At 72.5% G+C, this 12,999-nt stretch carries 10 protein-coding genes; 7 read left to right on the top strand and 3 right to left on the bottom strand.

Features of this window, described 5'->3' with window-relative positions; genetic code table 11:
* Position 1: 1 nt before the first annotated feature.
* Entirely contained in the window at positions 2 to 1,342 is a 1,341-nt protein-coding gene (locus OG332_RS35350) for an MFS transporter (RefSeq protein ID WP_327417272.1), read from the bottom strand.
* 123 nt (positions 1,343 to 1,465) lie between these two features.
* The gene (locus tag OG332_RS35345) at positions 1,466 to 2,344 is read right to left on the bottom strand and encodes a glycosyltransferase (RefSeq protein WP_327417271.1); all 879 of its coding nucleotides are present in this window, start codon (positions 2,342 to 2,344) and stop codon (positions 1,466 to 1,468) included.
* A 327-nt stretch (positions 2,345 to 2,671) separates the two neighbouring features.
* Here OG332_RS35345 and OG332_RS35340 point away from each other — a divergent pair, with 327 nt between their 5' ends.
* From OG332_RS35340 to OG332_RS35310, 7 genes are read left to right on the top strand one after another with little or no spacing between them, the layout of a single operon-like run.
* A complete protein-coding gene (locus OG332_RS35340; protein WP_327417270.1) occupies positions 2,672 to 3,763 on the top strand; it encodes a Gfo/Idh/MocA family protein in 1,092 nt (363 codons plus the stop codon).
* Positions 3,764 to 3,818: 55 nt separating this feature from the next.
* Complete coding sequence (locus tag OG332_RS35335) at positions 3,819 to 4,847, top strand: NAD-dependent epimerase/dehydratase family protein (RefSeq protein ID WP_327417269.1); 1,029 nt, start codon at positions 3,819 to 3,821, stop codon at positions 4,845 to 4,847.
* Complete coding sequence (locus tag OG332_RS35330) at positions 4,844 to 6,001, top strand: DegT/DnrJ/EryC1/StrS family aminotransferase (protein ID WP_327417268.1); 1,158 nt, start codon at positions 4,844 to 4,846, stop codon at positions 5,999 to 6,001. The genes OG332_RS35335 and OG332_RS35330 overlap by 4 nt, the downstream gene beginning before the upstream one ends.
* Positions 5,998 to 6,765 carry a NeuD/PglB/VioB family sugar acetyltransferase gene (locus OG332_RS35325; protein ID WP_327417267.1) on the top strand — a complete coding sequence of 256 codons (768 nt, stop codon included), beginning with the start codon at positions 5,998 to 6,000 and terminating at the stop codon, positions 6,763 to 6,765. Before OG332_RS35330 ends, OG332_RS35325 begins: the two co-directional genes overlap by 4 nt.
* Positions 6,762 to 7,877: a DegT/DnrJ/EryC1/StrS family aminotransferase gene (locus tag OG332_RS35320; RefSeq protein ID WP_327417266.1), complete on the top strand. Its 1,116-nt coding sequence runs from the start codon at positions 6,762 to 6,764 to the stop codon at positions 7,875 to 7,877. The genes OG332_RS35325 and OG332_RS35320 overlap by 4 nt, the downstream gene beginning before the upstream one ends.
* 34 nt (positions 7,878 to 7,911) lie before the next feature.
* Positions 7,912 to 11,217 (top strand): DUF4082 domain-containing protein, encoded by a 3,306-nt coding sequence (locus OG332_RS35315; RefSeq protein ID WP_327417265.1) that lies wholly within the window; start codon positions 7,912 to 7,914, stop codon positions 11,215 to 11,217.
* The gene (locus OG332_RS35310) at positions 11,214 to 12,263 is read left to right on the top strand and encodes a glycosyltransferase (protein WP_327417264.1); all 1,050 of its coding nucleotides are present in this window, start codon (positions 11,214 to 11,216) and stop codon (positions 12,261 to 12,263) included. Before OG332_RS35315 ends, OG332_RS35310 begins: the two co-directional genes overlap by 4 nt.
* Here the strand turns inward: OG332_RS35310 and OG332_RS35305 are convergent.
* Positions 12,176 to 12,958 carry a hypothetical protein gene (locus OG332_RS35305; protein WP_327417263.1) on the bottom strand — a complete coding sequence of 261 codons (783 nt, stop codon included), beginning with the start codon at positions 12,956 to 12,958 and terminating at the stop codon, positions 12,176 to 12,178. The genes OG332_RS35310 and OG332_RS35305 overlap by 88 nt on opposite strands.
* Positions 12,959 to 12,999 lie beyond the last annotated feature (41 nt).

Raw genomic sequence — 12,999 nt, 5'->3', positions numbered from 1 at the left:
GTCATACGGGGGGCCTCACGGGCTTCGGGTCGGGGTCGGGGTCGGGGAGAGCGGGGCTGTCGGCGGGGGCCGCCGGACGCAGGACGACGCCGGCGACGGCCGCGCAGCACAGCAGTCCGGCCGCTGCGGCGGCGAGAGCCGGGCCGGTGCCCCACAGGCTCCACGCCGCGCCGAAGGCCAGCGAGCAGCCGAAGCGGGCCAGCGCCTGGCCGGTGCCGACCAGGGCCAGGCCGGTGGCGCGCAGCCGACCGGGGACGGTGGCCGCCACGGCGGCGGGCAGCACGCCGTCGGTGGCGGCGTAGAACATGCCGTGCAGCGCGAGGACGAGGTAGGGCAGCGGCGGCCAGTCGGGGGCCCACAGGAGCAGCCCGTAACCGGCCAGCAGGAGGGCGTGCCCGGTGAGGAACACGGTGCGCCGGCCGATCCGGTCGGCGAGGGCCCCGGCGGGGACGGCCAGCAGCAGGAACACGGCGGCGGTGCCCAGCGGCAGGAGCGGGAACCACTGCTCGCCGATGCCGGTGCGGCGCTGCAGCAGCAGGTAGACGAAGGCGTCGCTGACCGTCGTGAGCCCCAGCAGGACGGCGCAGAGCGTCAGGGCGCGCAGCCGGGGCAGCCGCAGCAGGGCCGTCGCGTCGCGCAGCCGTACGGGGTCCGGGCGGGCCGCGCCGCAGCCGTCGGCCGGCCGGGCCGGGACCGCCTCGCCGCCGCCGGACGGGACGAACAGCACGAGCACCACGACGCCGAGCACCGCGACGCACGCGCTGACGCCGAAGACGGCGTCGTACCCGTCGACCGCCACGCTCAGGACGAGGAACGCGGCGAGCGGGCCGAGCAGCGCCCCGGTGGTGTCCATGGCCCGGTGCACGCCGAAGGCGCGGCCTTGTGACTCGGCCGGTGTGGAGAGGGAGATCATGGCGTCGCGCGGGGCGGTGCGCAGGCCCTTGCCGGTGCGTTCCAGCGCGAGGATCACGCTGATCGGGCCGAGGCTGTGGGCGAACAGCAGCAGCGGCTTGCACAGGGCGGACAGTCCGTAGCCGATGCCGGCGATCAGCTTGTGGTTGCGGACCCGGTCGGCGAGGTGGCCGCCGGTCAGCTGCACCAGGGCGCTGACTCCGTTGTAGAGGCCGTCGAGCGCGCCGAAACCGAGCGGGCTCAGGCCCAGCCCGGCGATCAGGTACAGGGGCAGGACGGCGGTGACCATCTCGGAGGAGACGTCGGTGATCAGGCTGACCGTGCCCAGGGCCAGGACGGCCGAGGTGACGGCGGGGGTCCGTAAGGATCCCCGGTCCGGCGGGGCCCCCGTGTCCGCGGGCGAGGGCGCGGAGCGGTCCGCGAGGTACATGCGCTGGAGCTCCCGGTGCCGACGGTCTGAGTCACTCGAACGTGCGAGTGAAACCCTAGTGGTTGTACGGGCCAACGGTGGGGCGCACGGCCCGATTCGGCCGCACGCCGCCGGTCGCCGCGCTCACCCCTGCCGGCTGCTCTCGTCCCGCAGCCACGTGGAGAAGTCCTGGTTCCGGATGGCCTTGCGGGACCCCCTGCGGGCGGCGAGCGCGGCCAGGACGAAGACCACCACCCCGGGGAGCAGCCTCGGCTGGGCCCGCAGGAGGGCGCGCAGGTCGGACGAGCCCGTACGGGCGGACGGCGCGGCCGCACCGGCCCGTTGCGAGGCCTGGTAGCGCTCGAACTCGGCGGAGGAGGTCGCCGCGCGGATCCGCCGGCGGACGAGGTCGGACCAGGTGCGCGGCGGGTGCACGACGACCCGGGCCGCCTCGACCACGCGCCGCTCCCCCGGCCCGAAGGCCAGGGACGCGGCCAGGTCGTCGGCCATCAGCGGGGGCAGTGCGGCGATCCGCGCGTGCCCCGGCTCGGTCACCGCGATGACCCCCCGGCCGAACAGGCCCTCGCGGACGGCCGGCAGCCGCTGCCACACCCGGTAGTACGCCCGGACCGGCCAGGCGCAGCCGGCCAGCGGGATGTCACGGCCGGGGGCGGCGGCGAGCAGGGCCGGACTTGCGGCGAGCGCGCCCGTCAGGGCCCGTACGTCGGCGGCCCCGACGACGACGTCGGCGTCCACGTAGAGACGGGGGAAGCCCCGCGCGTGCTCGTCCCCGACCCGGAGTGCCGTGTGTTTGGAGGGAGTCGGGATCTCCACCACCCGTACGCGGGAGCCGCGCGCGCCCGCCACCCGGGCGGTGTCGTCCGTACAGCCGTTGCACACGACGACGATGTCGGGCCCGTCCGCCGGTGTGCCGGTGTTGTTGTCGGCGTCGGCCAGGAGCGCGTCGAGGAGCCGGCCGATGACCCTGCCCTCGTTGTGGGCCGGTATCACGATGCTGGTCACCCGGGCAGTATGCACGGTCGACCACCCGCGCCGGGCGATTCCGTCAACTCTGCCCGGGGGTACGCCCGGTGGACTAGATTGAGCGGCGCCGAGCGGTTTCGGCAGGAGGTACGGGTTCGGCTGCTTGGGGGAACATGCAGCCGGCCGGGGGGTAGTACGCGGAATCACGCAAAGCATCGGTTGTGGGGGGCCATCACCGTTGAGCTGGTCATGCACGGGTCGCGCAGGCGTCCGGCCTGCCCTCGACGGCCTACCCCTCCATCCCACGCGCCCCGGCCATGAGGTGTCGGCACGCCGGTCGGCGTGCGCGGAAGGAAGGGGAACGCTGTGAAGCCCAACACTGTGAAGGACGGCGGCTCGAAGGCCGCCGGGCGAGCGGAGCCGTTAGGCGTCGCCGTGGTCGGTGCGGGCTACTGGGGCCCCAATCTCGTCCGCAACTTCCAGTCCAGTCCGCAGTTCCGGCTGCGCTGGCTCTGTGATCTGAACGTCGACCGGGCCCGGCAGGTGCTCGGCGGGTACTCCACCGTCCAGGCGACCTCGGACTACGCGGCGGTCCTCGCCGATCCGGACGTCGACGCGGTCGCCGTGGCCACCCCGGCCGGAACCCACCTGGACGTCGCGCTGGCCGCCCTGCGCGCCGGCAAGCACGTCCTGGTGGAGAAGCCCCTCGCCGCCACGTACGAGGACGGGCTCCGACTGGTCAACGAGGCCGAGGAACGCGGTCTCACGCTGATGTGCGACCACACGTACTGCTACACCCCGGCGGTGGGCCGCATCCGGGAGATGGTCCGCTCCGGCGAACTCGGCGAGATCCACTTCGTCGACTCAGTACGGATCAACCTGGGGCTCGTCCAGAAGGACGTCGACGTCCTGTGGGACCTGGCCCCCCACGATCTGTCGGTCCTCGACTTCATCCTCCCGGACCACGTCCGGCCCGTCGCCGTCGCCGCGCACGGAGCCGATCCGATCGGGGCCGGGCAGTCCTGCGTGGCCTATCTGACGCTCCAGCTGAGCACCGGTGCCATCGCCCACGTGCACGTCAACTGGCTGTCCCCGACGAAGGTGCGCACCACCATGGTCGGCGGGTCCAAGCGCACCCTGGTGTGGGACGACCTCAACCCCTCCCAGCGCGTGGCCGTGTTCGACCGCGGCGTGGAGCTGAGCACCCCGCAGGAGATCGGTGCGGACGAGCGCCGCGACATGCTCGTCTCCTACCGGACCGGCGACATGGTGGCGCCCGCGATCGGGGAGAAGGAGGCGCTGCGCAGCATGGTCGAGGAGTTCGCCGCGGCGATCGGCTCGGGGCGGCCGGCCCTGACCGACGGCCGGGCGGGCCTGAAGGTGCTGGACATCCTGGAAGCGGCCTCCCGGAGCCTGGAGTTCAAGGGCGCGGTCGTCGGACTGCGCACCGGGCGCTGACCGTTCGCGGATCCGTGACACGAATGACTATGAACGACTCAGTGGGGGCAGGGCGTTGAGCAGCGTACGAGGCAAGAGGATTCTGGTCACCGGCGGAGCGGGCACCATCGGCTCGCACCTGGTGGACCTGCTGGTGGACAACGGGGCACGCGAGGTCGTGGTGCTCGACAACTTCGTGCGGGGACGGACCGCCAACCTGGCCCGCGCCCTGCCGAGCGGTGTGGTGGAGGTCGTCGAGGGGGACATCCGCGACCTGGCCGCGGTGCGCAAGGTGACGGAGGGCGCCGAGCTGGTGTTCCACCTGGCGGCCATCCGGATCACCCAGTGCGCGGAGGAGCCGCGGCTGGCGAACGAGGTGATGGTGGACGGCACGTTCAACGTGCTGGAGGCGGCGGCCGCCGCCGGCGTGGGCAAGGTGATCGCCTCGTCCTCGGCCTCGGTCTACGGACTGGCCGAGGCCTTCCCGACGACCGAGCGCCACCACCCGTACAACAACGACACCTTCTACGGCGCCGCGAAGGCCTTCAACGAGGGGATGCTGCGCAGCTTCCACTCCATGTACGGGCTGGACTACGTCGCCCTGCGCTACTTCAACGTGTACGGGCCGCGGATGGACATCCACGGGCTCTACACCGAGGTGCTGATCCGCTGGATGGAGCGGATCGCCTCGGGCGAGCCGCCGCTGATCCTCGGAGACGGCCTCCAGACCATGGACTTCGTCGACGTGCGGGACATCGCGCGCGCCAACCTGCTGGCCGCCGAATCGGACCTGACCGACGAGGTGTTCAACATCGCGAGCGGGACCGAGACCAGCCTGCTGGAGCTGGCGAACGGCCTGCTGGAGGCGATGGGCGCGGACGGCCTGGTGCCGGAGCACGGTCCGGCCCGCGCCGTGAACGGCGTGACCCGCCGGCTCGCGGACACCGCGCAGGCCGCGGAGCGACTCGGCTTCACCGCCGGGATCGACCTGCGCAGCGGGCTGCGGGACCTGGTGGACTGGTGGCGGACCGAGCGCGCCGCCGACGCCGCGGCGGCATCGGCGGCGGCAGCAGCGGACACCGCGGCCGCAGAGGCCGGCCGATGAGCGCGCAGGATCCCGTACCGCCCGCCCGCGTCCCGGTCATGGTGCCGTGGCTGGGCGAGGAGGAGGCGAAGGCCGCCGCCGACGCGGTGCTCTCCGGCTGGGTGGCGCAGGGCCCGCGGGTCGCCGCGTTCGAGCGTGCCTTCGCGGAGCGCGTGGGCGCCGAGCACGCCATCGCGGTGAGTTCGTGCACCACCGCCCTGCACCTGGCCCTCATCGCGCTGGACCTGGGCCCGGGCGACGAGGTGATCGTCCCCTCCCTGTCCTTCATCGCCACGGCCAACGCGGTCCGCTACGTGGGCGCGCAACCGGTGTTCGCGGACGTCGAGGAGGCCACCGGCAACCTCACCCCGGCCACCGTGGACGCGGTCCGCACGCCCCGTACGAAAGCGGTGCTCGCCGTCCACCAGGGCGGGGTGCCCGCGGACGTGCACGCGCTGCGCGCGGCGTGCGCCGACTGGGACGTCGCCCTGGTGGAGGACGCCGCCTGCGGCATCGGCGCGACGGTCGGCGGCAAGTCCGTCGGTCACGGCGCCCTGCTCGCCGCCTGGTCCTTCCATCCCCGCAAGGTGATCACCACCGGCGAGGGCGGCATGCTGACCACGGACGACGCGCAGTGGGCCGAGCGGCTGCGGCGGCTGCGCGAGCACGGGATGAACGTGTCCGCCGCGCAGCGCCACGCGAGCAGCAAGCCGATCGTCGAGAGCTATCTGGAGGTCGGCTACAACTACCGGATGACCGACATCCAGGCCGCGGTCGGCCTGGTGCAGCTCGGCAGACTGGACGAGATCGTGGCCCGGCGCCGGCGGCTCGCCGCCCGGTACGCGCAGCTGCTGCGCGGCGTGCCGGGGCTCACCCCGGTCCGCGACCCCGATCACGGCCAGGGCAACTTCCAGTCGTACTGGGTGCTGCTGGCCGAGGACTTCCCGATCGGCCGGGACGAGCTGCTCGCGGTGCTCTCCGAGGCGGGGATCTCGGCCCGGCGCGGGATCATGGCCTCACACCTGGAGCCGGCGTACGCCGGCCACGGCGCGTCGCCGCTGCCGGTCACCGAGCGGATCAGCCGCGATTCGCTGATCCTGCCGCTGTTCCACACGATGACGGACGACCAGCAGGACCGGGTGGTGACGGTGCTGCGGGAACAGGCCGGCGCATGAACGGGCCACGGGGCACCGAGGACCTGCTGATCGTCGGTGCGGGCGGGTTCGCCCGGGAGACCGCCCAGGCGGTCCGGGACGTGGCCGCCGCCGACGTGGCACGGGGCCTCCCGCCGCGGTGGCGACTCATCGGACACCTCGACGACGACCCGGCCCTGGAGGGCCGGGACGTGGACGGGGTGCCGGTGCTGGGCGGCAGCGAACGGGTGCACGAGCTGCGGGCCGCCCGGGTGGTGGTCTGCGTGGGCAGCCCGCGCGACTACGCCGTACGCGCCCGCGTGGTGCGGCGCCTGGGGCTGCCCGTGAACCGCTACGCGACCGTGGTCCACCCGACGGCGGTGGTGTCGGGGTCCTCGATGCTCGGCGCGGGCTCGGTGCTGCTCGCGCACTGCGTGCTGACCGCCGCCGTCCGGGTGGGGTCGCACGTGGCGGTGATGCCGCAGGTGGTCCTCACCCACGACGACGCGGTCGGGGACTTCGCCACGCTCGCCTCGGGGGTGCGCCTCGGCGGCGGGGTGCGGCTGGGGCGGGGGGCTTATGTGGGTGCGGGCTCGCTGGTCCGCGAGTACACGACGGTCGGCGCCTGGTCGCTGACCGGTATGGGAAGCACGGTCCTGGCCGATGTGCCGCCCGGCGAGGTGTGGGCCGGGAGCCCGGCCCGCCGGCTGCGCGCGGCGGACGCCCCGGCGCTCGACGAGCTGCGGACCGATGGGGAGATGACCGGCCGGTGGCCGGGGACACGGATGGGGAGCCCAGTCGCATGAACCAGATACCGCTCGTGGACCTGAAGGCGGCGCACGCCGAGGTCGCCGGGGAATTACGGGCCGGATTCGACCGTGTCCTCGCGAACACCGCCTTCATCGGCGGTGAGGAGGTCCGCGCGTTCGAGCGCGAGTACGCCGACTTCGCCGGGGTCGGGCACTGCGTGGGCGTCGCCAACGGCACCGACGCCCTCGAACTGGCGCTGCGGGCCCGTGGGGTCGGGGTGGGCGACGAGGTGGTCCTGCCGGCCAACACCTTCATCGCCACCGCGGGCGCCGTCGCCCGCATCGGCGCCCGGCCGGTCCTGGTCGACTGCCTCCCCGACACGCTGCTGATGGACCCGCGGGCCGCGCTGGACGCGGTCGGGAAGGCCACCCGCGCGGTGGTCCCGGTGCACCTGTACGGGCAGTGCGCCGCCACCGCGGAGCTGAGCGCGCAGCTGCCGGCGCACGTACGGATCGTCGAGGACGCCGCGCAGAGCCAGGGCGCGACCCGCGACGGCCGCTCCCCCGGCAGCGGCGGGATCGCCGCGACCAGCTTCTACCCGGGCAAGAACCTGGGCGCGTACGGTGACGCGGGCGCGGTGGTGACCGACGACGAGGAGAGCGCGGACCTGGTCCGGGCCCTGGCCAATCACGGCGGCATCGCCAAGTACCGGCACGACGTGGCCGGTTTCAACAGCCGGCTGGACGGGCTGCAGGCCGTGGTCCTGCGGGCGAAGCTGGCCCGGCTGGCGGAGGGGAACGCGGCCCGCCGGGCCGCGGCCGCCCGCTACGACGGCCTGCTCGGCGAGCTCGCGGCGGCCGGCCGGGTCACCCTGCCGGTCACGGCGGAGGGCAACGTCCACGTGTGGCACCTGTACGTCGTACGGGTCGCCGCAGCGGACCGTGACGCCGTCGTCGGCAAGCTCAACGCGGAGGGCATCGGAGCGGGCGTGCACTATCCGGCCCCGGTCCACCTCACCCCGGCCTTCGCCCACCTCGGTCAGGGCCGCGGCGCCTTCCCGCACGCCGAAGAGGCCGCGGACCGGATGCTCTCGCTCCCCCTCTTCCCGCAGATCACCGCCGCCCAGCAGCAGCGGGTCGCGGACGCGCTCAGCGGCGCCCTGCGCTGACGCCTCCCGGTTCACGCAAACAAATGAGGTACAGATGAACAAGCGGAGAAGGCTGCTCCGGTTTCGGTACGGCCTTTTCACCGTGGTCGCCACCCTGGTGGCCACGGTTCTCTCGCCGGCCTCGGTAGCCGGTGCCGCCGACCCCTGCGGTCCGACGTCGAACGCCGTCGTCTGCGAGAACTCCAAGCCGGGCACACCGATGTCGGACTGGTTCGCGCCCAGCGCCTGGGGCGACATCAAGGGCTTCAGCGCCCAGATGAGCGTCCAGGCCGGCGACACCGTGCAGTTCAAGGTCCAGTCCCCCTCCCCCTACCGCGTCTCGGTCTACCGGCTGGGCCACTACGGGGGCAACGGCGCCCGGCTGCTGTCGACGCAGGCCCAGGCCGCCCAGACCTACCCGGCCAACTATGCCCAGGGCGGGAATCCGAAGACCTGCACGACCAAGGCGTCGACCGGTCTGGTCGACTGCGGCAACTGGCCCGTGACGGCAACGTGGAGCGTGCCGTCCGACGCCGTCTCCGGGCTGTACATCGCCAACTTCGACCAGGCGGACGGCAACGGCCTGATGCCGTACCCGTTCGTCGTCCGCAACGACTCCAGCCACTCCGACATCCTGGTGCAGACGAGCGACCAGACCTGGCAGGCGTACAACAACTACGGCGGGCAGGACCTCTACGACGGCGGCGGTCCCGCACCGGACGGGCGTGCGTACGAGGTGAGTTACAACCGTCCGATGGACATCGGCGGGGAGAACGGGATCTACGGCTCCGAGTACCAGATGATCTCGTGGCTGGAGCGCAACGGCTACGACGTCAGCTACATGTCCGGGATCGACATGTCGGTGCGCGGCGCCTCCCTGATGCAGAACCACAAGGTGTTCATGTCCTCGGGGCACGACGAGTACTGGACGCAGGAGCAGTTCACCAACGCCCTGAACGCCCGGCGTGCCGGTCAGCACCAGACGTACTTCGCCGGCAACGAGATCTTCTGGAAGACCCGGCTGGCACCGAGCATCGACGGCGCCGACACCGCCAACCGGACACTGGTCTGCTACAAGGAGACCAAGCTGTCCTTCCCCGTGCCCAACGGCGTTCCCGACCCGAGCGGCACCTGGACGGGCACCTTCATGGACCCGGCCAGCGCCACCAACGGGCGTCCGTACCAGCCCCAGAACCAGCTGACCGGAACGCTGTTCACGGTGAACGGCTACCGGGCGGACGCGATCACCGTACCGGGTGCGTTCGCCAAGATGCGGCTGTGGCGCAACACCACCGTCGCGAGCCTGACCCCCTCGCAGACCGCGACCTTCCCGACCGGAACGCTCGGCTACGAGTGGGACTCCGACATCGAGGACGCGGCGCGGCCGCCGGGGCAGATCAAGATGTCCTCCACCACCGTGGACATCGAGGACGGCAAGTACCGGCTGGACTACGGCAACACCTACGGAAACGGCACCGCGACGCACAGCCTGGTCGCCTTCCGCGACCAGACCTCGCACGCCCTGGTCTTCGGCACGGGCACGGTGCAGTGGTCGTGGGGCCTGACCAACATGCCGACGGGCAACCCGGACGACATGGTGGTCACCGAGGACAAGCGGATGCAGCAGGCCACCGTCAACGTCTTCGCGGACATGGGGGTGCAGCCCAAGAGCCTGCAGGGCAACCTGGTCCCGGCCACCGCGTCCACCGACGCCACCGGGCCGGCCGTCAGCGTGACGAGCCCCGCGGCCGGCGCCACCGTGCCGGCCCTGCGGCCCGTGACCGTCACCGGCACGGCGGCCGACAGCGGTGGCGGCGTGGTGGCCCGCGTGGAGGTCTCCACGGACGGCGGAACCACCTGGAAGGCGACCACCGGCGTCGGAACCTGGAGCTACACCTGGACGCCGACCGCTCCCGGCCCCGTGCAGATCAAGGTCCGCGCGGTGGACGACAGCGTCAACATCGGCGCCGTCACCACGGTGCCGCTGACCGTCGGCCCCCAGCAGTGCCCCTGCACCGTCTGGCCCGCGGCCGCGGTACCGGGGACCGTCAACGCGGGTGACGGCAGCTCGGTGGAGCTCGGTGTGAAGATCCGCACCACGGCGGCCGGTTCGATCACGGGCGTCCGCTTCTACAAGTCCCCGGCCAACACGGGCACGCACACCGGCAGCCTGTGGAGCGCCACCGGTCAGCGCCTGGCCACGGGCACGTTCACCAACGAGACGGCTTCGGGCTGGCAGCAGCTGAACTTCGCCACTCCGGTGCCGGTCAAGGCCAACACCACGTACGTCGCCTCCTACTTCGCTCCGCACGGCGGGTACTCCTTCGACAACACCTTCGCCTCCGGCTCCGCGGGTCTCGCCCCGCTCACCGCGCTCAAGAGCGGTACCGACGGCGGCAACGGCGTCTACCGCTACAGCGCGACGGGCGGCTTCCCGAACACGGCCGCGAGCGGCAGCAACTACTGGGTCGACGCGGTCCTGGACACCTCGGCCGCGAGCACCACACCGCCCACCGTCACCTCCACCTCGCCGCAGTCCGCGGCGACCGGCACACAGATCACGGCCACGGCGACGGCGACCTTCTCCACGGCCATCGACTCCGACACCCTGGTGTTCACCCTGAAGGACTCCGGGGGAGCCAACGTCCCGGGTACGAAGGTGATGGGCGCGGCCAACAGCGCGACCTTCTCGCCTTCCAGCGAACTCGCTCTGAACTCGACCTACACCCTGTCGGTCCAGGCGAGCGACCTGTGGGGCAACGCGATGACCGCACCGGTCACGTGGAACTTCACCACCAGCCCCAACCCGCCCACCGTGAACTGCCCCTGCGGCCTCTGGCCGAACACCGCCACGCCGAGCACCACCAACGTGGTGGACGACACCAACTCCGTCGAGCTGGGCACCCGCTTCCAGTCCGCGGCGAACGGCTTCATCACCGGTGTCACCTTCTACAAGGGCCCCGGCAACACCGGTACCCACACCGGTAGCCTCTGGGCCGCCGACGGTACCCTGCTCGCCACCGGAACCTTCGGCAGCGAGACCCTGACCGGCTGGCAACAGCTCAAGTTCGCCACCCCGGTCCCCGTCACCGCCGGCACCTCGTACGTGGCCTCCTACCACGCGCCGAACGGCAACTACTCGGTGGACGGGAGCTACTTCACCGGGGCACACCGCTCCTACCCGCTGGTCGCACCGGCCGACGGATCGGGCGGCGCCAACGGCCTCTACAAGTACGGCGCGACCACCACGTTCCCCACGAACACCTTCGGCTCCGTGAACTACTGGGTCGGGCCGGTCTTCACCACCACCCTGCCGAACGGCATCCAGTCGGACGGCTCCACGGAGGTGGCCGGCCAGTGAGCACGGTCAGCGTGGTGATCCCCTGCTACAAGTACGGCCACTTCCTGGCCGACTGCGTCAAGAGCGTCCTGGACGAGCAGGAGGGCGTCGACGTCCGGGTACTGATCATCGACGACGCGTCCCCCGACGACTCGGCGGAGGTCGCGCGCGCCCTGGCGGCCGCCGACCCGCGGATCGAGGTCCGGGTCCACGAGCAGAACCGGGGGCACATCGCCACGTACAACGAGGGCCTGCTGGAGTGGGCCGACGGGGACTACGTCGCCCTGCTCTCGGCCGACGACCGGCTGGTCCCCGGGGCCCTGGTGCGCGCCGCCACCCTGCTCGACGCGCATCCGGAAGCCGGTTTCGCCTACGGCCGGCCGCTGCGCTTCCGGCACGGCGGCCCGCTCCCCGTGGCCCGCACCCACAGCACGGGGTCGGTCGTCTACCCCGGGCAGTGGTGGCTGGAGCGGCGGTTCCGGGAGGGCACCGGATGCATCACCTCACCCGAGGTGGTCGTCCGCACCAGCCTCCAGCGCAAGGTCGGCGGCTACGATCCCGAGCTGCCGCACGCCGGTGACATCGAGATGTGGATGCGGCTCGCGGCCCACGCCGACGTGGGCTACGTCCAGGGGGCCGACCAGGCCTTCTACCGGGTCCACGGCAACAACATGTCCACCACGGACTTCGGTGGACAGCTCGACGACCTGCGCCAGCGCCTGGTCGCCTTCGACTCGGTGCTCGACAAGTGCGCCGGCCTGCTGCCCGGTGCCGACCGGCTGGCGCTGGCGGCGCGCACCAGGCTCGCCCGGTACGCGCTGCGGCGCGCCTACCGGGCGTACGACCGGGGACGCACGGCGGTGGTACCGGTCGACGAGCTCGAGGAGTTCGCCGCCGAGTGCCTGCCCGGCGGCTACACGTCGCTCGCCGAGTACCGGGCGCTGCGCAGGCGTCGGCGGATCGGTCCGCGCATGATGCCCTACCTCCAGCCGCTGGTGCTGTCGGCCGTCGCCGACCGGGGGCGCGAGTGGCTGTGGTGGCGGTCCTGGAAGCGCCGAGGGATCTGATGCCCCGTCTCCACCGGTTCGCCCGGCGGGTCCTGCGGACCGGCGTCGGCGCTCTCGCGCCGGCGCCGGTTCCGGCGTGTCAGGAGCCGGTCGGTCCACAGGGCCGCGGCCACACCGCCGACCGCGGCCAGCAGGGCCACTCCGGCCAGGCCGCGCACCCGGTCGCCGGTCCGCGCGACCGCGTGCGGCTGCACCAGGAGGTACACGCTCATCCGTGCCCCGGCCGGGATGCCCTGCTGCGTCTGGAGTTCGGTCAGGTGTCGGGTGTAGGCCTCGATGATCTTCCGTACGGAGGCGTCGGCCGCCGCGGGGTCGGAGTGCTCCACCTGGATCTGGAGCGAGGGGATCAGGTGGCGCGGGGTGACGCTGGTACCGCTGTTGCGCGGTGTCATCCGGTAGGTGCCGGTGACTCCGGCGGCCTTGAGCTCGACTGCTCCGGCGGGCGAGCCGAGCTGCTGCACCACCCCGTACGAGACGGCCGCGAGCGGCGGTTGGAGGTTCGCGAGCTGGTTCGGCTGGGTGCTGGTCACCGGCGGTTTGAGCACCACGATCGCCGAGCTGGAGTAGACCGGTTCGGGCCGCAGCACCGCCGCCCCTCCCGCGGCCGCGAGCAGCACCGCCACGACCAGCACGTACCAGCGCCGACGCAGCGCACGGACCAACTCACCAGGCGACACGGGGATCCCTTCCTTCATGACCGATCTTTGCAGGACCCGGGTAGGTCCGCCATCAAATC

Source organism: Streptomyces sp. NBC_01233 (assembly GCF_035989305.1).
Classification (GTDB): Bacteria; Actinomycetota; Actinomycetes; order Streptomycetales; family Streptomycetaceae; genus Streptomyces.
The sequence above is the reverse complement of the archived record's forward strand: the minus strand, read 5'-3'. Positions and strand labels throughout refer to the sequence as shown.